Genomic DNA, 21,066 nt, shown 5'->3' on the forward strand with positions numbered 1-21,066 from the left:
AATTTAGCAGAAATCTATTAAAAAGAAGGGGTACGATAGCGCGTTAACTAAATTTTATGACAAACAAAGATATTTTTGCAAACGAAAAATTACTCTTACATTTGAAATTGAAAAAAAAACAATAAATTAGCTCAATCTATTACCAAATATTCATATGAAAAAAATAACCACACTTTTACTTTCCGTAGCCACTTCATTATTGCTGGTTAATTGTAAATCGGAAGAAAAAAAACAAGACTTCAGCAGTCTGACAAAAAATTACTTTGACGACAAAAATGCTATGAATCCGCTGGATGCGACTCAAAGTGGTCAAAACCAATACAACGATCAGTTGCAATTTGAAATGACGGACAGTTTCAGAAAATCGCAAGAAGCTTTCTTTAATAAATACCAATCGGCATTGCAAAACATTGCCGTCGACGATTTATCCGAAGAAGAAAAAAACAGTTACGAAATTATTAAATGGGAAGTTGAGATTGGTAAAGACTTATTGAAACAACCTACAAATTTACTTCCTGTTCATCAATTTTGGGGAACTCACCTTACGATGGGACAATTTGCGGGAGGAACTGGTGCGCAACCTTTTAAAACTGAAAAAGATTATACCAATTTCCTGAAAAGAATGGACAAATATTCCGTTTGGATAGATTCAGCGATGGTGTATATGAAAAAAGGAATTGCAAAAGGTGTTGTATTACCAAAATCGTTAACGGTAAAACTGATACCACAATTTGCAGAAATGGCGACGCCAAATGTGGAAGACAATTTATTTTACTCGGCTATAAAATTGATGCCTGCCTCTTTCCCTGACGGCATCAAAGAAGATTTAACAGCAAAATATACTGCGACAATCAATACCAAACTGATTCCACAATATAAAAAAATGGCCGATTTCTTAACTAAAGAATATCTTCCTGCCTCCAGATCTACAAGCGGAATAGGAAGTTTGCCTTTTGGAAAGGATTTATATGCCACGTATGTAAAACAATGGACCACAACCGAAATGACTCCCGAACAAATTCATGAATTGGGATTAAAAGAAGTAGCCAGATTGAATGCAGAAATGGAAAAGGTAAAAACACAAGTAGGTTTCAAGGGCACTTTATTGGAATTCTTTGAAGAGGTTCGAAACAAAAAAGAACTAAAACCTTTCACAAAACCAGAAGAAGTTATCGCAAACTTTCAAAGCATTTACACGCGGATTAAACCAAATGTTGATAAATTATTCGCATTGCAACCCAAAACGAAATTTGAAATTAGAAGAACCGAAGCTTTTAGAGAAAAAACAGCCAGTGCGGAGTACAACCAAGGAACTGCTGACGGTACGCGCCCCGGTATTTTCTATGTTCCAATTCCTGATGTAGCAAATTATAATATGTATGGCGATGAGGATTTATTTTTGCATGAAGCGATTCCGGGTCATCATTTTCAAATATCCCTGCAACAAGAAAATCAAAGTCTTCCTGACTTCAGAAAATTCAATTGGTTTGGCGCTTATGGCGAAGGTTGGGCTCTATACACAGAAAGTTTAGGAAAAGAATTGGGATTGTATCAAGATCCGTATCAATATTTTGGGATGCTGGGCAATGAAATGCACCGAGCGGTTCGATTGGTAGTTGACACCGGATTACACTCCAAAGGTTGGACCAGAGAGCAAGCCATCAAATATTCATTAGCAAACGAAGCCGAAAGTGAAGCCAGTATTATTCCGGAAATAGAGCGTTATATGGCCATTCCGGGACAAGCATTGTCGTATAAAATTGGTCAATTAAAAATCATGGAGCTGCGCAAAAAAGCAGAATCCAAGATGGGAACTAAATTTGATATTAAAAAATTCCATGAAAAAGTATTGGAATCTGGAGTAATGCCTTTAGCATTATTAGAAAAGAAAATTAATTCTTGGATAGAAAACAAATAATTTTCAATTATTTGTATAAAAAAAGCTTCTCGATTGAGAAGCTTTTTTTGTGCGGATAATAGGACTCGAACCTACACGCCTTGCGGCACCAGATCCTAAGTCTGGCATGTCTACCAATTTCACCATATCCGCGAAATTCTGAGTGCAAAGATACACTTAACTTCCAATTTTCAAAGCAATTTTCACAAAAATTATTCATACTCTTTTTTGTACTTTTGAAATTATAAATAAATTCAAATAATGGAAAATATAAAAGCATACGTTCAAGAACACAAAGATCGCTTTATCAACGAGTTAATCGAATTATTAAAAATCCCTTCCGTAAGTGCCGACACCGCTTATTCTCACGATGTTTTTGAAACAGCTGATGCCGTAAAAGCCAGTTTAGAAAAAGCAGGCTGTGATTTCGTGGAAATTTGCGATACACCGGGATACCCAATTGTTTACGGTGAAAAAATAATAGATAAATCCCTGCCAACCGTTTTAGTGTACGGACATTATGATGTTCAACCACCAGATCCTATGGAGTTATGGACTTCTCCTCCATTTGAGCCTGTAATCAAGAAAACCGAAATCCATCCTGACGGCGCTATTTTTGCCCGTGGCGCTTGCGATGATAAAGGCCAGATGTACATGCACGTTAAAGCATTGGAATATATGGTTCAATCGAATACTTTGCCCTGTAATGTAAAATTCATGATTGAAGGAGAAGAGGAAATTGGCTCCAAAAGCCTGAGTTGGTTTGTAGAACGCAATCAGGAAAAACTAAAAAATGACGTGATTTTAATTTCGGACACCGGAATGATTTCTAATCAACAACCGTCAATTACAACAGGATTACGTGGATTAAGTTATGTAGAAGTCGAAGTAACGGGACCAAACCGTGATTTACATTCCGGATTATACGGTGGTGCTGTTGCCAACCCAATCAATATTTTAGCCAAAATGATTGCTTCACTTCATGATGAAAATAATCACATTACCATTCCTAGTTTTTACGATAATGTAGCAGAATTATCGCTGGAAGAAAGAGCTGAAATGGCCAAAGCACCTTTCAATTTAGACAATTACAAAAAAGCATTGGACTTAAATGACGTTTACGGCGAAAAAGGCTATGTAACGAACGAAAGAAATTCCATTCGCCCTACTTTGGACGTCAACGGAATCTGGGGCGGCTACACTGGAGAAGGTGCTAAAACAGTGATTGCAAGTAAAGCTTTCGCTAAAATCTCGATGCGTTTGGTTCCAAATCAGGATTGGGAACAAATCACCGAACTTTTTACCAAACATTTTACAAGTCTAGCCCCTGCTGGCGTTACCGTTAAAGTAAAACCACATCATGGCGGACAAGGTTATGTGACCCCAACAGACAGTATTGGCTACAAAGCCGCGAATATGGCGTATACGGAAACCTTTGGTGTTCCCGCAATTCCCGTACGTTCCGGGGGAAGTATTCCTATCGTGGCGTTATTCGAAAAAGAGCTTAAAAGCAAAACTATTTTGATGGGATTTGGTCTGGACAGTGATGCCATTCACTCGCCAAACGAACATTTCGGAATCTTTAATTACCTGAAAGGGATTGAAACCATTCCGTTATTTTACAAATATTTTGTCGAGTTATCTAAATAAATTTCCTTCATTAAATACTACATCCGCTCTAAACAGGGCGGATTTTTTTTGGGCGTTTCCCGCTGAAAATAGCGGGTCAGGCTGTCCGTTCTCAATCTTTTTATTTTTTGAAACAAAAAAATAAAAAGGATTTCCACTCCCATCCTTAACGCAAATCCCTGACCACCAATATATTTTTCATAAAAATTTGTTTATTTCAATTTATATTCTACATTTGTAGAGCAATGTTTTAATCTGTAGAATATGAAAGTCAAAATTCCTTATAAAATTATCATTCTTCTTTTATGCATAAGTCTTAGTAGCTGTAAAATCAATCAAACCAAAAACGGATTAAAAACAGGCAAATGGAATGAAAGTGAGAAATATATGAACATCGAATCCAATGCAACAGGAAGATACAAAAAAGGAGATAAAAGAGGAACTTGGAGAGCATTCATCAGCGATAAATTACTTTCAAAAGAAAAGTATAAAAAAAACAGTTGCCACATCATCAAATACCACAACACTGGAACGATTCAACAAATAGGTGTTTCAAATAAAGCCATTATAAATTCAAAAACCGAATGGCTACCCACAGGAGAATGGAAATTTTACGACTCCGAAGGGATTTTGCTTGGAACCAAAATTTATGAAAAAGGGATACCAATTGAAGAAATTTACACAAAATAAAAAATAAACATGCAACAACTAACGAACGCCGAAGAACAACTAATGGAACACCTTTGGAAACTCGAGAAAGCCTTCATGAAAGACTTGCTGGAAGTTTATCCACAACCAAAACCGGCAACCACAACTGTGGCTACTTTATTGAAAAGAATGATTGACAAACAATTTGTAGCGTATAATGAATTTGGAAACTCTCGGGAATATTATCCTTTGGTCAAGAAAACCGATTATTTCTCAAAACACGTCAACGGATTGATTAGTAATTTCTTCAACAATTCGGCATCGCAATTTGCTTCTTTCTTTACCACCGAAACGAATTTGTCGCAAACAGAACTGGAAGATCTCAAGAAAATAATCGACAGTGAAATTCAAAAAAAGAAAAAATGAGCGACTTTCTAATCAAATCAACAATTACTTTACTCGTGCTACTGGCAGTGTATTATTTGTTTTTGGAAAAAGAAAAAATGCATATATTCAATAGGTTTTACTTGTTATTCAGTCTTGTTTTTTCGATGGTGATTCCATTTATAACCATCGAAGTTATTCAGGAAGTACCAAAACCGACAGTCAATCTGGGAAATATCCAAATACTGCAAGGAAGCGCAGTAATAATAGAAGAAACAAACTTTCTGGCAATAGGATTATGGAGTTTGTATGCTGTAATAACATTCATTTTAGCGGTACGTTTTATCAGCAATATCATCAAGATTTCGACTAAAATGAAGTCGAATACGCCAATTGACTATAAGAATGCCAAATTGATTTTGGTGCCCGAAAAAACACTGCCGCATACTTTCCTGAATACGATTTTCATCAACGAGACGGAATACAACAACCGTGAAATAGAAGCTGAATTGTATACACACGAACTCACGCATGTAACCCAAAAACACACTTTGGATATTTTATTCATCGAACTATTGAAAACCGTTTTTTGGTTCAACCCTATTTTTATTTTTTACAAAAAAGCCATACAGCTCAATCATGAATTTCTTGCTGACGAGAAAGTAGTGACCACCTATAACAATGTTCCGTTCTACCAATCTTTATTACTATCGAAAGCAAACGAGAACCAAACTTTTTACTTGGCCAGTAATTTGAATTATTTAATAACTAAAAAACGATTACTTATGATGACAAAAACCACATCACAAACGAAAGCTTTATTAAGAAAAGCAATGCTCATTCCGATTTTAGCTACATTATTATTTTTACTGTGTACGAAAGTCGTTGCACAAGAAACCAATGTAAAAAAAGAAACTACTCCTAAAAAATCAGAAAATTTAATTAAAACATATTACGACAAAACTACTTTTAAAATCAAAGATGAAAAAGGAAAGGTCGCCAGCGAAAAAAAATACAATGAACTAACTCCTGTAGAAAAGAGAGCTATACCTTCTATCTTGTCAAAACAAAAAAAATTACCTACAAATGAGGAACTTCTGGCGACTTTAAGCAAAGGAGCTCCCGAAATAATTGAAATAGACACATTCAATTCTGAAAATAAGTTTGTCCAAAAAGGGGAAAATGAAGTTTATAATACTGCTGGAATAACCGAAAAACCAGATTTTCCGGGAGGAATTATGGAATTTTACAAATTTGTCGGCAATAATTTTAAAACTCCAGAACAACCTAACTTAAAAGGAAAAGTATACATCACCTTTATAGTAGAAAAAGACGGCAGTTTAAGCGACATAAAAAACATACGAGATATTGGTTTTGGAACCGGTGAAGAAGCGATACGTGTTTTGAAAACATGCCCGAAATGGATTCCCGGAAAACTGAACGGCGTTCCTGTTAGAGTAATGTATAGCTTACCAATCACAATTCAATCTGGAAAGGTGTAATTGTAAAAAAAAGAAATCCGCTTCAAAAGAAGCGGATTTATCAAACTAAGGTCTTAGTACTGTGGCGGGTTTGGTACTAGATTAAGCTCATTATTCGGATTTGCCAAATCATCCCAAATACAAAACCAATTTCAAATTAAGCCTAATACCCAAATTGCTTGTAGCGTGTGTTAGTAGCCGTTTTTTATTTTCTCTTATGATTTACTCTGAAATCTGAATCACGTTCTGTAAATGATGAAATATATTTTTTTTCAGTCAATATGTTTAGAAGTTGCCAATTTTCATGGTTCTTAGGAAGTTTAGCTTTTGTGTTAAAGTCATTAATCCAAGAAAAATCTCCACCTAAACTATTTAAAAATATTTCAATAAATGGAAAGTCATATTTGTTAGCATTTTTGATGAAAAGTTTTAGTCTATTTAAGGTTGGGACTGAGTTGTTTGAAAGAATAGAATTTAAAACACTATTTTTTATGACAAAAGAATCGTCGTTTAATAAAAGTGAACTCAATAGTTTTAAATTGTTGTTTGTTATTAAAACTTCATCACTACATAAATTTATAATCACTAATTTTTCTTGATTGTTAAGAATATGAGATTTTAAGATTAATTCTACATCGCTACTATCAAAAGTAATTTCTTCAATTATTTTAAAATATTCTGCTTTTCTCTTTTCAAATAACGCTATATTTAAACCATTGAAATTTTCTTTCAATGCAATATAACTTATTGCAATTGGATTTATGCAAGTGTTATTTATAAGAGACTTTATTTTATTTTCAGATAACTCAGCCAAATTTAAATCATTGTACCACCAAGGACTAGACTTAGTTATAAAATCATAAGCTTGGTCGTCTAGTTCATTAGCTTCAATTAATTTTTTCCAAAACACACCATAAATATTTTCCTTATTTACCTCTTTAGGTATTTTCGTTTTTGATAATTCTTCTGCGTTTTCTGTAATATTTATGTAATCAATACAAGATTCTGATATTTCTTTTTCAGTTTCTTCATCATTTTCTTTCAATACTATTTCTTGAGTACTATAATTGTATAATAAATTTTCCCAAGTTGGAATCAATTTATTTTCTTTAAGTAATATATGATATAAATTATTGTCACTAATAGATGATAATTTTGATATTTTAGTTACAACTTGTTTAATAACTGATTCTTTGTTTCCGTATGATAAATTTTTATTATTAAGTAAGTCGATTAAATGGTTTTCTTCTTCATTAATATTTGAAGAAATTTTCAAATAAGTTTCCTTAATATAATTATTTATGTTATTATCTATTTGCTCTATTAATTCAATTGCCTTTGAGTTTTTAATCATTGTATAATTTGAATTATCAAAACTTACTTGGTTAAATAATCCATATTTTTGAGTAATTGAAGTAATCATTTCTGCATTGATTTCATAATAGTTATTTTCATAAATGAAATCTAACATTTCTTCTGGTGAATGTTTAAAATCAATTTCTTTAAACTTAAGATTTAGTTCTTTTATAATGTTTTTAAGTTTTATATGGTCTTTTGTAATTGATAAAAATAATGAATTAGAAAGGATTTTACTTTTTAGATTAGATTTATTTGAAATAGTGGCAATTGATTTGATGTCGGAATATTCAATAATACTTTTAAAGAATTTATCTTTATTGGAGTCTGAGATAATTTTATCGTTACTAATAAAATTCCAAATATTACTCCACTTTTCAGAAAGTATTTCTATAAATTTCTTTATGTTTTCCGATGCATCATAATAACTATTAATGAATTCTATTGAAATTTCGGATTCATCTTTTAATTTAGTAAAAATTGCATTAATTTGGTTTTTATAAAGTGTGTGATTATTCAATAAATAATCTATTAAAGAATAATTTAGAATGAATTCTGTTTCAAAATCTTGTAGATTAATCTTTGGAATTAATTTGTCAATTTTTGATAGTTTATATTCAAAAGTTAGTTTTGTTTCATTTTTAACGCTTATATGAAACTGATAATCTGAGCGTGAAATACTTTCTTCATGGAAAAGTGAAATATAGTCTGTGTAATCTTCAGATATATAACTGTTACGTAGAAGTATTAAGATTAGGCTTTTATTAATATTTTCATCAATTTCAATCTCTGCAGATTTATTTGATTTTAATATTTCAGCAATTTTAAAATTTCTAGTTTGTTGTTTTTTATTTTCTAATTCTTGAATTTTATCTTTCAATGAATTAACCTTTCCATCTCTAATTTCAATTACTTCATTTTCCTTATCATCATAAGATTTAGAAGAATTAATGAGTGTTTCTATTTGAGAGATTATAACATTACCTGGTTGTATCCTACTTTCTGGACCACTATAATAAGTGTTGTATATAATTTGATTATAACTGTAGTTATTTGTTTTTAAGTATTCAAAGTTCTCATCTTCAATTATTTCATTTAATGTTAATGTTTCATTATTAACAATGAAAGACTTAAAACCGGGTAATTTTTCAATAATTCTAATTACATAAAACAATCTCAAATCCAAAATATTGCTAATGTTTATATTTTCATATTCTGTAATTTGATTTTTAATGATTTCAATTTCGCTTTCAATCTCTAAAACTAACTTCTTTATATAAACTAATTTTGAATTAAATATTTTAAATAAACTCCCTTCATTATAACTTAATTTCATAAAATCATTTGGATAAATATTTTTATAAGTTATTAAACCAAATAATTTATCTTGATTTAAATTTTCATTAAGCTTTTCTTTATATAGATAAAATTCATTAGTGATATTATGTAACAACCTCATGTCATCAATAAAGAAGGAAATATCTTCGATTAAATTGTCACTTAGAAGATACTTAAATTGGTTTTTCTTTTTTAATAAAATTTCACTTGAATTAGAAGAATTTATAACAGGAATTACAGGAATTATAAAATCAAAAAACTTTGTCCTGTCTTTGTCAGTAAACATATCGTCTCTAACTGCATATAAGAAAACAATTTCTTTTGATTTTGTTTTTTCTGAATGATTAAGAAGTAAATTGACTTCTCTTAACTTGGTAAAAATTTCAGTTTCTTGAAATCTATCTAAATCCTCTATTATTACAACATTGTATGGTCTTATTGAGAAAAAATAAAGTATTTCATCAATATGATGATTAAGAATAGATTTACTATTATTATCACCCATACCAATTTCTGCATTATGCAGAACAAGTTTATTTAATGTAATTGAACTTATAATTCGTACAGACTTCATAATAATAAAAAACATTCCTAAAGCTATAATGATTATGCTTCCATAATGAATGATATTACAAATATTACTATTAATTGCATAATCTTTAAAAATGCTTTGAATAAAATAATTGTTAAAATAATTATATAACGCTAGTGTAAATAATACATAGCAGAAAGAATAAAAAATTAATTTTTTTTGACTGTAACTTTTAATTTTTTTAAATCTAGAATCTGGAATTTTGCTATCTTCTTCATGATAAAAAATTTGTTCTAAAATACTAATTTCAATAAGTCGTAGCAAATCAGTTTTATCAACGTTAATTTCTTTTCCATTTTCATCTAATTCAGGCTTCTCTTCTTTGAAAGTTGCCAATGAAATATTCAAAAATTTTAAATCATTTCCTTTATAGTTTTTTTGAAACGTTTTTATAATGCTACTTTTTCCTGAACCATAAGGACCAGTTAATGCAATATTTTTTATGTCTTCTTTTTTTCTGTTGTTTAAAGCCCATAGAATAGCTTTTGAATAATGTCCATTTTCATCTCCATTATCAATAGGTGATAATGAAGAGTAACCTAAATCTTCTGTATTTTTAAGTGAATGTTTATAGTAGATTGTTTCTAACCAAATGATTGATTTTCTTAAAAGATTTAGTAATTTTTCTTTCATAACATATTTTGGTTTGTTGCAGATGCGCAAAATGGCTACTAACTTGTATATAGGCGAAACAAACCTTCGTCTACACACCCAAACATGGGTAGATAAGCGAAGGTTTGTTTCGCTTTGCGCTTTCCAAATATATTAAAATTTTCTTACAAATTACTAAAACGACTTCAAATCATTGCAATGCATTGCGTGAGGGATGGCAGCGAAAATCCTTTATGTTTTTTAACCTGAATTTATTTCAGGTTAAAAAACATAAAGATTGAAGCGAACAGCCCGACCCAAAAATGCGAGGAGGAACGACGAAGCAATCTGCAGGGTCACGCCCATACTTCGGCTACGCTCAGCATAAATAAAGAATTTTAAAAAACAAATCCGCTTCAAAAGGAGCGGATTTATCAAACTACAAATCTAAAAAAAACTACTAACTAAACTCTTTATCAGGATTGTATCCTAAATACGGCATGGATTGTTCCTTGAAAACAACACCGTATTCCTCTAATTCTTTCAAAATAGGAACATACACTTCTTTACGAATGGGTAATTGAACTCCAGGAGTTGTAATTTTACCATTCAGTATTAATAATGTTGCCATTGCAACAGGTAAGCCTACAGTTTTCGCCATCGCTGTATACGTCTGGTCGTCGCCAATGCAAACCATTTTGGAATCAATTTGTTCTTTTTTGCCATTTAATTCGTATCCAAATTTGTGATACATGACAATCATATCTTTATCATCTTGCTGGAGCGTCCAACTATCAGTCAAGATTTTTTCCAGAATTTGTGCCGGAGTGGCATTCTTCAAACTTACTTTTTTGTTTGGATTGAACAAATCGAGTTCCAACAATTTGTCCCACATGATATCATCCTGATCAATTTTCAGAATCAAACGTGTCTTGATTTCCACTGAATCCGTTGGATGATACGGCAAGAAAGAATTCACGTATTCCCTGTAACTCATGTTCTCCGAATCCTCCATGACGTAACTGTCATCTGTCATTCCTAATTGCACAAACATATTCCAAGCTTTAGAAAAACCAACCCTGCGAATCGTTCCTCTATATAAAGTAAGCACATTATCTAAGCCATACACACTGCGATATTTTAGGGAATCCCGATTCGAATAGCCTTCAAATCGCCCATATCCTTCCACTTGCAAAAACTCGGTTCTTCGGAACAAATTACAGTACGGAATGTATTTATAAGTCCCTTCCTGAATAAATTTGGCAGCGCCTCCTTGTCCTGCCAAAACCACATTGCGCGGTGCCCAGGTAAATTTATAATTCCAAAGATTAGTATCGGATTCTGGCGCAACCAGTCCACCACAAAAGGATTCGAATAAAATCATTTCGCCCCCTTTTTCTTTTATTTCATCAATCACTTTCATCGCACTCATGTGATCTATTCCGGGATCAAGTCCAATTTCATTCATGAAAATGAGATTGCTTTCTTTGGCGGCAACATCTAATTCCTGCATAGCATCACTCACGTACGAAGCGGTAACCAGATGTTTTTTATAAATAATACAATCTTTGGCCACTTGAATATGCAAATGAGCCGGCAACATCGAAATGACAATATCAGCAATTTGAATCGCTTTTTTTCTTTGATCTTCATCAAAAATATCCAACGCAATAGCTGTTGCATTGGCGTGATTGTTTGTCTTTTTTTGGGCTAAAGCCAAAGACAAATCACCTATAACAAGATGCAAATTCTCTTTTTCAGATTTATTTAAAAGATACTGAATTAGAGACGAAGCTGATCTTCCTGCCCCGATGATTAAAATTGTTCTCATTTTTTTTATTTATAACACAAACATACAAAAATGTTGTATTTATAACAAATTGAAGTGAAATATTTTGGGATAAATAAATAGGCATTATTACTATTTAACGGTAAGAAAGTAAAACAATAATAGTAAACACTTTTAAATTCATTTGAGATGAAATACTTTTGCAGTAAAGACCCACACAATGAAAAGAAAATTAATTATCACAGCAGCCATTCTAGGCATGATCGCTATAATTTTAGGTGCTTTTGGAGCACATGCCTTAAAAAAAGTACTCTCTATTGAACAATTAGTTACTTTTGAAACTGGAGTGCGCTACCAAATGTACCATGCGCTGTTTTTATTGTTCATAGGACTACTGGACAACGTCACTGAAAAAACAAAAAAAACTATCTGCTTCTTAGTCGTTTTTGGTGTAATTTTATTCTCCGGCTCTATTTATTTATTGGCTACAAACGACCTTACTGCTTTTGATTTTAAATCAATTGGATTTCTGACACCTATCGGCGGGCTACTGTTAATAATGGCTTGGGGTGTTTTATTGGCATCTTCTTTAAATAAAAAAGCACAAAATTAAAAGAATCAAAGGCTAACTGAAATATAATTTCTATTTTTGCTGCCTATAAAAAAGTAACTACAACAATAAATTTATGGACAATAACACACTTTTCTCGCAATCGATTTCGTTAAAAGAATTAGGAATTGAAAATGCAAAAATTCATTACCAGTTATCCCCTGAAGAATTACACGACATAACAATAAAATCAGGTCAAGGAATTGAAAGCTCAACAGGCGCTTTAGCAGTTAATACAGGCGAATATACTGGCCGTTCTCCGCAAGACAGATATATAGTAAAAGATAGCATCAGTGAAAATAAAGTTTGGTGGGGAAAAGTAAATATCCCTTTTGAACCAGCTGCGTTTGAAGCGCTTTACAACAAAGTAACTTCCTACTTATCTAACAGAGAAGTTTATGTAAGGGATTCATACGTATGCGCTGATCCAAATTACAGATTAAATGTTAGAGTAGTCACAGAAACGCCTTGGGCAAATTTATTTTGTTACAATATGTTTTTAAGACCTGAAACGGAAGAATTAGCAGACTTCGACCCCGAATGGACTTTACTTTGCGTGCCTAGCTTTATGGCAGATCCAATTATAGACGGAACACGTCAAAGCAATTTTGCAATTCTTGATTTTACACGAAAAATAGTTTTAATAGGCGGAACAGGATATACAGGTGAAATGAAAAAGGGAATTTTCTCTGCCTTGAATTTTATTTTGCCAGTTTTCAAAAATACGTTACCAATGCACTGTAGTGCCAACGTTGGGAAAGATGGTGATACAGCTATCTTCTTTGGATTATCAGGAACCGGAAAAACAACTTTATCAGCTGATCCTAACAGAAAGTTAATTGGTGACGATGAACATGGCTGGACAAATGAAAATACCGTTTTCAACTTTGAAGGAGGCTGCTACGCGAAAGTGATAAACCTTTCTGAAGAAAACGAACCAGATATTTTCCGCGCTATAAAAAAAGGAGCAATCCTGGAAAATGTAGTATTTAAAAAAGATACTAATGAAGTTGATTTTGAGGATATTTCCATCACACAAAACACCAGAGTGAGTTATCCTATTTATCATATTGATAATATTCAACCAGGATCTATCGGCGAAAATCCAAAAAATATATTTTTCTTGACTGCCGATTCGTTCGGAATATTACCTCCAATTTCTAAACTAACCCCAGGACAGGCAGCATACCATTTTATATCAGGATATACTGCGAAAGTTGCGGGTACAGAAGCCGGAATTACGGAACCTCAGCCTAATTTTTCTGCTTGTTTCGGCGCACCATTTATGCCATTACACCCAACTAAATATGCGGAAATGTTGAGCAAAAAAATGAAAGATGCCAATGTAAAAGTGTGGTTAATCAATACAGGCTGGACAGGAGGACCTTACGGAGTAGGAAGCCGAATGAAATTAAAATACACGCGAGCCATGATCACCGCCGCCTTAAACGGAGAATTGGACGATGTGGCTTACGAAAATCACGCAGTATTTGGCATTGCAAAACCGCAAACCTGTCCAAATGTTCCCAGTGAAATATTGAATCCTAGAAATACATGGGAAGACCCAGAACAATACGATAAAAAAGCAGTAGAGTTAGCCCAAAAATTTCAAGATAATTTTACCAAATTTGAAGAATTTGCTAATGCCGAAATTATGGCAGGAGCTCCTTTAGCTTAAGTTAATTATAATTCAAAAACAAATAGAGCCGTTCGTAAAGAGCGGCTCTATTTGTTTATGCAAAAGGCTAAACAAAAACATATCAGTCCTATATACCAATATTCATTTTTTGGCGTTAAATTTGTAATTACCGCACGAGCTCGAGAGGCGAACTGGCGAAACAATCAATCAAAAAATCATAAATCATGTTAAAACAATTTTTCATTCTTTGCTCCGGAGCCGATAAGGATCTTCTTGAGGGCTGTTCCGAAGGCGAACAAACCAAATATGTAGGTATTGGCGCCACCGTTTTCTTTACTGCGGTCATGGCTTTTCTTGCAAGCTCCTATGCGCTTTTTACCGTTTTTGACAGCATTTATCCCGCAATCGCATTTGGTATTGTTTGGAGTCTGCTTATTTTCAATCTCGATCGTTTTATTGTTTCCACAATTCGAAAAAGAGATAAATTTGGAAGTGAATTTCTGCAGGCAACTCCACGAATTATTTTAGCAGTAATAATCGCAATAGTAATTTCAAAACCATTAGAAATTAAAATTTTCGAAAAAGAAATCAATACCGTTTTATTGAAAGAAAAAAATGTGATGGCTTTGAATAACAAAAAAGAAGTGGCCAATTATTTCAAATCAGATTTGGATAAAAACAAAGCTGAAATAGCCGGTTTGAAATCGGAAATCACCAAGAAAGAGAAAGAAGTTAATACACTCTATGAAACTTATATCACCGAAGCAGAAGGAACTGCAGGAACGAAAAAATTAGGGAAAGGTCCTGTTTTTAAAGAAAAAATCGCCAAACATGATCTGGCCAAAAAGGAACTGGACACTTTACAAAAAACCAACTTAGCTAAAATTGCTGAAATGGATAAAAATACAAAAACGCTACAAACCGATTTAAACAAAAAAATTACCGAAACCCAACCTATAATTGATGGATTTGATGGCTTAATGGCACGAATCAACGCCTTGGACAAATTACCTTGGCTTCCTTCGTTTTTTATTATGCTACTATTTTTAGCCATTGAAACCTCTCCCATTATAGCCAAATTACTTTCTCCAAAAGGCGAATACGACTATAAATTAGAAGATCTGGAAACAGCGTTGAAAGCAACAATCGAACAAGACAAATACCAACGTACTTTGCTCGTAAAAACTAGTGCTACGATGCATGATAAAGTCTACGGAGACATTGCTGACGACACGAAGTTGTATAATTTACAACGGAAAAATGCTACCGATTTATTAGAATTACAATCCAATAATTTTGTAGAAAAGCAGAAAAGAACACTTTAGATTAACGCAAGTAAGTCGAAAGTCATAAAGTCAAAAGGAAATAAATATCTTTTGACTTTATGACTTTCGACTTTAAGACTAATTACATGTAACTCAAAATTTCTTTTTTGAAAGCGTCGTATTCGCCTTGTAAAATCAATCCGTTATCTAACAATTTTTTATAATTCTGCAATTTTTCAAAAAGTTCGTCTTGCGAAAAATCACTTAATGATTTGTCTTTTGACGTTACTGCAACCTCCTCAAATTCCTGATTTTCAGCAGTAAAATTAGGTTGTGAAACCGGCATTATTTCAGCAAAACTTGTCACTTCTTCTGTTTCCATTTCTTCGATAATCTCCATTTCTTCGATTGGAACAACCGGAACTTCATCCATTATTGTTGCGTTTAATACAGCCCCAACTTTTAGTATATCCAATTGTTCCTTAGCATACGTAAAAATCTTGCGCGCTTGGATTTTAGGAATATAATCAATGGAAACCTCCATATTTGTTCGGGTCGTAAATGAAAACTCAGAACCCAAAATATTTTCTTTCACAAAAGTTCCTTCAACCTCATCCCAAGTGTAATCAATAAAATTCATAGATAGTCCCAGATTTTTGGGCTGACAAATGATAATTCTTTTATTCGTCATCACAATACTATCCGGCAAAACAGTAATCGCTGGTTTTTTTTGAACAGCAATATATCCGATTTCTTCATTTTTCATCAATAAATCACTCAGTTTTGAAGCGATTTTTTCAATGGCTTTTGGGTCTTGTTCTTCGTTTAAAAACTTTTTAAATTGTTCTTTCATGTGATATGCTGAATTTATTTCAGTAAGTATTTATAATTTTAATCCAAATTTATTCACAAAAGTAATGCCTAATTGTCAAATTCTTGAATTTCGTTTTGCAATTTCTTTGTTAAACTTTTGAAAACCAATTCATAGGAATGATCAATTAACGCTTTGACTAATGCATCCGCAACTGATTCATTTATCGCAATTGTATTCCAATGGGTTTTACTCATGTGAAAACCCGGCTGAATAGCATCGTATTCAGCGCGCAATTCCTGAGCACGCTCTGGATCACATTTTAAATTAACTGATGGCAGTCCATTCTCCCACTGACTTAAAGAAGACAATGCAAACATTTTTCCACCCACTTTAAACACCAATGTATCTTTATCAAAAGGAAAATGTTCCGTCACTCCTTTTTTGGAACCACAATATTCGTAGTACGTTTCTAAGTTCATTTTATGAAATTATTTTCATTCAAATTATTTTCTTTTCCATCATTTTTTCTGGATTTTCCAATGCTTTAAAACCAAATTTCTGATATAAAAAATGAGCGTCTAAAGTAGCTAATCTCCAAATTTTAACCTCTTTCAGTTTAGGTTCTGTAGTCATACTGTTTATTAGAATCGAGGAATACCCTTTCCCTCGATGTTCTTCAACAATAAAAACATCCATTACATAAGCGAAAACCACATAATCAGTAATTACACGTGCGAAACCAATTTGCTTTTCATTTAAATAGATCCCAAAACAAAATGAATTATCAATCGTGATTTGAACTTCAGTCATTGTTCTTCCTGTTGCCCAATATGTATCTTTCAGAAACTGCTGAACAAACATAACGTTCAGTTTATTTTTATCGGTTGAAACGGTTACCATATATCATATAGTATTGGTTTACTGGGACTTGCATCATTTTCAAAAGATGCAATTTGTAAATTCAGCAAATAAGTACCATCTTTCACTTCTTCATCCACAAAAATCATCTCGGTAATCGTGCAGTCCAATCGCGCATCAGCATTCAGATTATTGACATCTTTTACATTCCAAAAGGCTTTGTGCGCCAATAATTTTCCTTCATCTTTTTCTTTATCGACACTTGGCAAATCAATCAATAAATGCTTGATTCCGCTTTCGCGAATGAAACTCGCAGCATCTTCAGAAAGATATGGCGGATTGGTATTTGAATATTTTAAAGATTTTTTTATTGTAAAATTAGGTAGAGTTCTAATAATTAGGGCTTCTTTTGAAACACCTAACTTTAGCATCACATCGAGCGCAGTCGAGATGTTATCCAGTGTAATCACCAAATCTTCTCCTTGCAGTTCCGGCACAACCGAAATCAATTCGGCCAAAAATAAAAATTGTTTCAACGACTGATTTATGCTGTAAAATTCTCTTGTTATATGACCCAGACATTCGGTGTGCGTTCCATGTCCGTGTGGATTGAAGAAAATATTATTGAAATTAGTAGAAGATTTTCCTTCCGAAACTTTCCCTATCCAATCCCCAAAAACTACCGGTTCAATGACTGGTTTCTCAATATACCAAGCAATTGGATTCTCGTCTGTATTCGTTATCGGAATCGAAATATCAATGGGTTTTGATAAATCGACTTTAAAGTTATCAATAGTTGCAATCATAATTATTCAACCACGAAGGGCACTAAGATTATCACCAAGATCACAAAGCATCGTGGACTTTGCGCCATCTTTGCGTTCTTAGTGGTTTATGTTATTCCAAATTTAAGTAAAACAAATCACTTGCAATTCCATCTGTCAAAAATTTTCCTTTCGGTGTTGGCTTCAAAATATTGTTTTCGATAAAAACTAAATCATCATCAAGAAATTTCTGAGCCTGTTTGTTCAAATATCTCAAATATTCATCCCCAAATTCGGTTTTAATTCTATCCAAAGAGACTCCCCAAATCGTACGTAAACCCGTCATAATATATTCGTTGTAACGGTCCGTAATAGAAAGGATTTCTATTTCGTTGGGCAATTTATCTTCTTGAATGGATTTTAAATAAAGGGAATTATTCGACACATTCCAACTTCTCGAAATGCCATCATAACTGTGCGCCGAAGGACCAATTCCAATGTATTTTTTCCCCAACCAATACGCCGAATTATTCTTGGAAAAATAAGTTGACTTTCCAAAATTCGATAATTCATAATGAATAAAATCATTTACTTCGAGCATTTCGACCAAAATAGCAAAATGTTCCTGAGCAACTTCATCTTTAGGAGCTGCAATTTTTCCCGTTTGAATTAATTTATTCAAAGCCGTTTTTGGCTCTACCGTCAACGCGTAACTGGAAATATGCGGAATCCCGAAAGACAACGCTGTTTCAATATTTTGCTTCCATTTCTCGTTGCTCATTCCCGGAATTCCATAAATTAAATCAACGGAAATATTGTCGAAGTACTTGGTGGCTTCTTCCAAACATTTTTTGGCTTCCGCCGAATTATGAGCCCGATTCATCATTTGTAAATCATCTTCAAAAAAAGATTGGATTCCAATGCTTAACCGGTTAATTTTGCTGTCAGACAATTCAATTATTCGTTCACTTGACAAATCATCAGGGTTGGCTTCTAGTGTAATTTCAGGATTTTCTGAAACAGAATAATTTTTATACACTTCAGCAATCAGGAAATTAATTTCTTCGGAAGTTAAAACACTTGGCGTTCCTCCGCCAAAATAAATGGTTTCGACTTCTTGATTCTGAAATTCACTTTTGCGCATCTCAATTTCTTTGGCAATAGCCAAAACCATCTCTTCTTTCTTCTTCATCGAAGTCGAAAAATGGAAGTCGCAGTAATGACATGCCTGCTTGCAAAAAGGGATATGAATGTAGATTCCGCTCATTTATTAGTGTTCAGTGTTCAGTTTTTTAGTATTCAGTCTTAAGAAAGTGTTCAGTGAGCAGTTATTTAGTAATCATATATGTACTGAATACTAAAAAACTGCTCACTAATCACTCCTTTTTAACTCCAAACTTTTCAGGGTTCAATATCATATAATTTACAAGTTTTCCAATTTCTACACTTTCAGAAATAAATTCCTGATAAATAGCTTCCGAAATATATTTACAAGACACGGAAAACTCTAATCACACTTGTGTTTCTGAATTTTCTCCATCAGAATCGGTCAACTTACTATAAAAATGTTTTGGGTAAATTCTCTTTCTGTATGCTTCGGCAATAGTTGCAGGAACACTCCTTGAAGAACGTCGAATTTGATCCGTTAATAAGTAGGTTTCTTCCTTTGGAAATGATTTTGTTATTTCAAAAATCTTCATTGCTAATGCAAATGATTTTTTATAGGCTAATAAATCTTGGAATCTCATATAATACATTTTAGAAAACTGAACTCTCTAATTTAAAGAATACTACTGAACACTAAAAATTTGAACACTGCTCACTACTTTTTAACTCGTTCTTCGTTTTGTTTTACAAAGGCATCCCATCCGGTATAGCTTTTCTCTCCAACTACTTTCCCAGAGTTGAAAAAATGACAAACCGCAGCTGCTAATCCATCTGTACTGTCAAGATTTTTAGGCAATTCTTTTAATCCTAAAAGTTGCTGCAGCATTTTGGCAACTTGTTCTTTGCTGGCATTTCCATTTCCGGTAATCGCCATTTTTATTTTCTTAGGTTCGTATTCAGTAATGGGAATGTCTCTCGAAAGTCCTGCTGCCATTGCCACTCCTTGTGCACGTCCTAACTTCAGCATCGATTGTACGTTTTTACCAAAGAAAGGCGCTTCAATCGCAATTTCGTCTGGATTGTGGGTGTCGATTAACTCGATAGTACGTTCAAAAATAATTTTCAGCTTTTGATAATGATTGTCGTATTTGGACAATTGCAGTTCGTTCAGTTGCAAAAATTCCATTTTTTTATTGACAATTTTTATCAATCCAAAACCCATAATCGTGGTTCCTGGGTCAATTCCTAATATGATGCGTTCGTTTGCCAATGATTTAGTTTAAAGTTTAAAGTCTAAAAGTTTAAAGTTTTGTTACTTTGCACCAATGATTAAAATTCCACACAAAACTAAGCAATTCCTCGTACTTCTGATCAAACTTTTGATTGTGGGCGGTGCGTTTTATTTTATATACAATCAATTGGCCAACAACGACAAACTGGATTGGCAAAAATTCATTGTTTTATTCCAAAAAAATCAATCCATTGGCGGAATTGCGTTTATTTTGTTACTGAGTGTTTTAAATCGGTTTTTTGAAATATTAAAATGGCAAAACTTAGTCAAATTTATCCATAAAATATCGTTAGGAGCAGCAACAAAACAAGTTCTTGGTGCGCTTACCGCCGGACTTTTTACACCGAATGGAATTGGAGAATATGCCGGAAAAGCATTGTTTTTTGATAAATCAAACACAAAAAAAGTCATTTTCCTGAATCTGATTTGCAACGGAATCCAAATGATATTAACCGTCATCTTTGGAATTTTAGGGTTGTTTTATTTCAATGGGCAATACAATGTGATTACCACAAAAACCGCAGCGCTGCTTTTTGGATTTCTAATTCTTCTTTTCATTGTTTTATTTTCGGTGAAAAAAATTACTATTAAAGGCTATTCGATCGAAAAACTGATTCAAAAAATTAATGAAATCCCAAAACCCATCCATCAAAAAAACATCTTTTTAGGTATTTGCCGGTATCTGGTTTTTTCGCACCAATACTACTTTTTATTTCTGGCTTTTGATGTTGATTTGCCGTATTTTACCTTGATTGCAACCATTTCGTCTGTTTATTTTTTAGCTTCCTCCTTACCTACTTTTCAATTTCTGGACTTTGCCGTAAAAGGAAGTGTTGCGGTTTATTTCTTCGGAATTCTTGGCGTAAACGAATGGATTGTGATTTTCATTTCGACTTTAATGTGGTTTTTAAATGTGGTTTTACCGGTAATAATTGGCACTTATTATGTGTTAAATTATAAAATCCTCTCCCCAACCCTCGCCAAAGAAGAGGGAGACGAAACTTTATAAAACA

General features: G+C 33.0%; 17 protein-coding genes, 1 tRNA gene and 1 pseudogene. 9 read left to right on the forward strand and 10 right to left on the reverse strand.

Annotated elements, in window-relative coordinates; genetic code table 11:
- The first annotated feature begins 154 nt into the window (after positions 1-154).
- Positions 155-1,918 (forward strand): DUF885 domain-containing protein, encoded by a 1,764-nt coding sequence (locus tag ACP7AQ_RS00680; protein ID WP_426094004.1) that lies wholly within the window; start codon positions 155-157, stop codon positions 1,916-1,918.
- 50 nt (positions 1,919-1,968) lie between these two features.
- Here the strand turns inward: ACP7AQ_RS00680 and ACP7AQ_RS00685 are convergent.
- A tRNA-Leu gene (locus tag ACP7AQ_RS00685) sits at positions 1,969-2,050 on the reverse strand.
- Positions 2,051-2,158: 108 nt separating this feature from the next.
- Here ACP7AQ_RS00685 and ACP7AQ_RS00690 point away from each other — a divergent pair.
- From ACP7AQ_RS00690 to ACP7AQ_RS00705, 4 genes are all read left to right on the forward strand, one after another.
- Positions 2,159-3,547 (forward strand): dipeptidase, encoded by a 1,389-nt coding sequence (locus ACP7AQ_RS00690; RefSeq protein WP_426094006.1) that lies wholly within the window; start codon positions 2,159-2,161, stop codon positions 3,545-3,547.
- Positions 3,548-3,790: 243 nt separating this feature from the next.
- Positions 3,791-4,216, forward strand: a complete 426-nt coding sequence (locus ACP7AQ_RS00695; RefSeq protein WP_426094008.1) for a hypothetical protein — start codon at positions 3,791-3,793, stop codon at positions 4,214-4,216.
- Positions 4,217-4,225: 9 nt separating this feature from the next.
- Positions 4,226-4,600 (forward strand): BlaI/MecI/CopY family transcriptional regulator, encoded by a 375-nt coding sequence (locus ACP7AQ_RS00700; RefSeq protein ID WP_426094010.1) that lies wholly within the window; start codon positions 4,226-4,228, stop codon positions 4,598-4,600.
- Complete coding sequence (locus tag ACP7AQ_RS00705) at positions 4,597-6,060, forward strand: M56 family metallopeptidase (protein ID WP_426094012.1); 1,464 nt, start codon at positions 4,597-4,599, stop codon at positions 6,058-6,060. Before ACP7AQ_RS00700 ends, ACP7AQ_RS00705 begins: the two co-directional genes overlap by 4 nt.
- Before the next feature lie 184 nt (positions 6,061-6,244).
- Here the strand turns inward: ACP7AQ_RS00705 and ACP7AQ_RS00710 are convergent, their stop codons facing one another.
- Together ACP7AQ_RS00710 and ACP7AQ_RS00715 are read right to left on the reverse strand one after the other, a co-directional pair.
- Positions 6,245-9,958, reverse strand: coding sequence for a hypothetical protein (locus ACP7AQ_RS00710; RefSeq protein WP_426094013.1), 3,714 nt, complete (start codon positions 9,956-9,958; stop codon positions 6,245-6,247).
- A 418-nt stretch (positions 9,959-10,376) separates the two neighbouring features.
- On the reverse strand, positions 10,377-11,747 hold the full coding sequence (locus ACP7AQ_RS00715) for a saccharopine dehydrogenase family protein (protein WP_426094014.1): 1,371 nt from the start codon (positions 11,745-11,747) through the stop codon (positions 10,377-10,379).
- Positions 11,748-11,925: 178 nt separating this feature from the next.
- Here ACP7AQ_RS00715 and ACP7AQ_RS00720 point away from each other — a divergent pair, with 178 nt between their 5' ends.
- The 3 genes from ACP7AQ_RS00720 (at position 11,926) to ACP7AQ_RS00730 (ending at position 15,279) form a co-directional block, all read left to right on the forward strand.
- Positions 11,926-12,318, forward strand: coding sequence for a DUF423 domain-containing protein (locus ACP7AQ_RS00720; protein WP_426062735.1), 393 nt, complete (start codon positions 11,926-11,928; stop codon positions 12,316-12,318).
- A 73-nt stretch (positions 12,319-12,391) separates the two neighbouring features.
- Positions 12,392-13,993 carry a phosphoenolpyruvate carboxykinase (ATP) gene (gene pckA, locus ACP7AQ_RS00725; protein ID WP_426094015.1) on the forward strand — a complete coding sequence of 534 codons (1,602 nt, stop codon included), beginning with the start codon at positions 12,392-12,394 and terminating at the stop codon, positions 13,991-13,993.
- A gap of 185 nt (positions 13,994-14,178) precedes the next feature.
- Positions 14,179-15,279 carry a DUF4407 domain-containing protein gene (locus ACP7AQ_RS00730; RefSeq protein WP_426094016.1) on the forward strand — a complete coding sequence of 367 codons (1,101 nt, stop codon included), beginning with the start codon at positions 14,179-14,181 and terminating at the stop codon, positions 15,277-15,279.
- 82 nt (positions 15,280-15,361) lie between these two features.
- Here the strand turns inward: ACP7AQ_RS00730 and ACP7AQ_RS00735 are convergent, their stop codons facing one another.
- The 7 genes and pseudogenes from ACP7AQ_RS00735 to ruvC form a co-directional block, all read right to left on the reverse strand.
- A complete protein-coding gene (locus ACP7AQ_RS00735; RefSeq protein WP_426094017.1) occupies positions 15,362-16,072 on the reverse strand; it encodes a PH domain-containing protein in 711 nt (236 codons plus the stop codon).
- 68 nt (positions 16,073-16,140) lie between these two features.
- Positions 16,141-16,512, reverse strand: a complete 372-nt coding sequence (locus ACP7AQ_RS00740; protein WP_426094018.1) for an MmcQ/YjbR family DNA-binding protein — start codon at positions 16,510-16,512, stop codon at positions 16,141-16,143.
- 19 nt (positions 16,513-16,531) lie between these two features.
- Positions 16,532-16,933, reverse strand: a complete 402-nt coding sequence (locus tag ACP7AQ_RS00745; RefSeq protein WP_426094019.1) for a GNAT family N-acetyltransferase — start codon at positions 16,931-16,933, stop codon at positions 16,532-16,534.
- Positions 16,927-17,697, reverse strand: a complete 771-nt coding sequence (locus tag ACP7AQ_RS00750) for a cyclase family protein (RefSeq protein WP_426094020.1) — start codon at positions 17,695-17,697, stop codon at positions 16,927-16,929. The genes ACP7AQ_RS00745 and ACP7AQ_RS00750 overlap by 7 nt, the downstream gene beginning before the upstream one ends.
- A gap of 91 nt (positions 17,698-17,788) precedes the next feature.
- Positions 17,789-18,922, reverse strand: coding sequence for a radical SAM family heme chaperone HemW (gene hemW, locus ACP7AQ_RS00755; protein ID WP_426094021.1), 1,134 nt, complete (start codon positions 18,920-18,922; stop codon positions 17,789-17,791).
- Between the two features lie 109 nt (positions 18,923-19,031).
- Positions 19,032-19,403 (reverse strand): annotated as a pseudogene (locus tag ACP7AQ_RS00760) (four helix bundle protein).
- Between the two features lie 74 nt (positions 19,404-19,477).
- A complete protein-coding gene (ruvC, locus tag ACP7AQ_RS00765; RefSeq protein WP_073205242.1) occupies positions 19,478-20,032 on the reverse strand; it encodes a crossover junction endodeoxyribonuclease RuvC in 555 nt (184 codons plus the stop codon).
- Between the two features lie 55 nt (positions 20,033-20,087).
- On the opposite strand from ruvC, the gene ACP7AQ_RS00770 reads away from it, so the two are divergent.
- Complete coding sequence (locus ACP7AQ_RS00770) at positions 20,088-21,062, forward strand: hypothetical protein (protein ID WP_426094022.1); 975 nt, start codon at positions 20,088-20,090, stop codon at positions 21,060-21,062.
- Positions 21,063-21,066 lie beyond the last annotated feature (4 nt).

Origin of the sequence: Flavobacterium sp. DSR2-3-3 (assembly GCF_049896585.1) — a bacterium.
Lineage (GTDB): Bacteria > Bacteroidota > Bacteroidia > Flavobacteriales > Flavobacteriaceae > Flavobacterium.

What these genes read in the sequence shown, in the direction of transcription:
- ACP7AQ_RS00680 (WP_426094004.1), top strand. Translation starts at nt 155, where the DNA reads ATGAAAAAAATAACCACACTTTTACTTTCCGTAGCCACTTCATTATTG.
- ACP7AQ_RS00690 (WP_426094006.1), top strand. Translation starts at nt 2,159, where the DNA reads ATGGAAAATATAAAAGCATACGTTCAAGAACACAAAGATCGCTTTATC.
- ACP7AQ_RS00695 (WP_426094008.1), top strand. Translation starts at nt 3,791, where the DNA reads ATGAAAGTCAAAATTCCTTATAAAATTATCATTCTTCTTTTATGCATA.
- ACP7AQ_RS00700 (WP_426094010.1), top strand. Translation starts at nt 4,226, where the DNA reads ATGCAACAACTAACGAACGCCGAAGAACAACTAATGGAACACCTTTGG.
- ACP7AQ_RS00705 (WP_426094012.1), top strand. Translation starts at nt 4,597, where the DNA reads ATGAGCGACTTTCTAATCAAATCAACAATTACTTTACTCGTGCTACTG.
- ACP7AQ_RS00710 (WP_426094013.1), bottom strand. Translation starts at nt 9,958, where the DNA reads ATGAAAGAAAAATTACTAAATCTTTTAAGAAAATCAATCATTTGGTTA.
- ACP7AQ_RS00715 (WP_426094014.1), bottom strand. Translation starts at nt 11,747, where the DNA reads ATGAGAACAATTTTAATCATCGGGGCAGGAAGATCAGCTTCGTCTCTA.
- ACP7AQ_RS00720 (WP_426062735.1), top strand. Translation starts at nt 11,926, where the DNA reads ATGAAAAGAAAATTAATTATCACAGCAGCCATTCTAGGCATGATCGCT.
- pckA (WP_426094015.1), top strand. Translation starts at nt 12,392, where the DNA reads ATGGACAATAACACACTTTTCTCGCAATCGATTTCGTTAAAAGAATTA.
- ACP7AQ_RS00730 (WP_426094016.1), top strand. Translation starts at nt 14,179, where the DNA reads ATGTTAAAACAATTTTTCATTCTTTGCTCCGGAGCCGATAAGGATCTT.
- ACP7AQ_RS00735 (WP_426094017.1), bottom strand. Translation starts at nt 16,072, where the DNA reads ATGAAAGAACAATTTAAAAAGTTTTTAAACGAAGAACAAGACCCAAAA.
- ACP7AQ_RS00740 (WP_426094018.1), bottom strand. Translation starts at nt 16,512, where the DNA reads ATGAACTTAGAAACGTACTACGAATATTGTGGTTCCAAAAAAGGAGTG.
- ACP7AQ_RS00745 (WP_426094019.1), bottom strand. Translation starts at nt 16,933, where the DNA reads ATGGTAACCGTTTCAACCGATAAAAATAAACTGAACGTTATGTTTGTT.
- ACP7AQ_RS00750 (WP_426094020.1), bottom strand. Translation starts at nt 17,697, where the DNA reads ATGATTGCAACTATTGATAACTTTAAAGTCGATTTATCAAAACCCATT.
- hemW (WP_426094021.1), bottom strand. Translation starts at nt 18,922, where the DNA reads ATGAGCGGAATCTACATTCATATCCCTTTTTGCAAGCAGGCATGTCAT.
- ACP7AQ_RS00770 (WP_426094022.1), top strand. Translation starts at nt 20,088, where the DNA reads ATGATTAAAATTCCACACAAAACTAAGCAATTCCTCGTACTTCTGATC.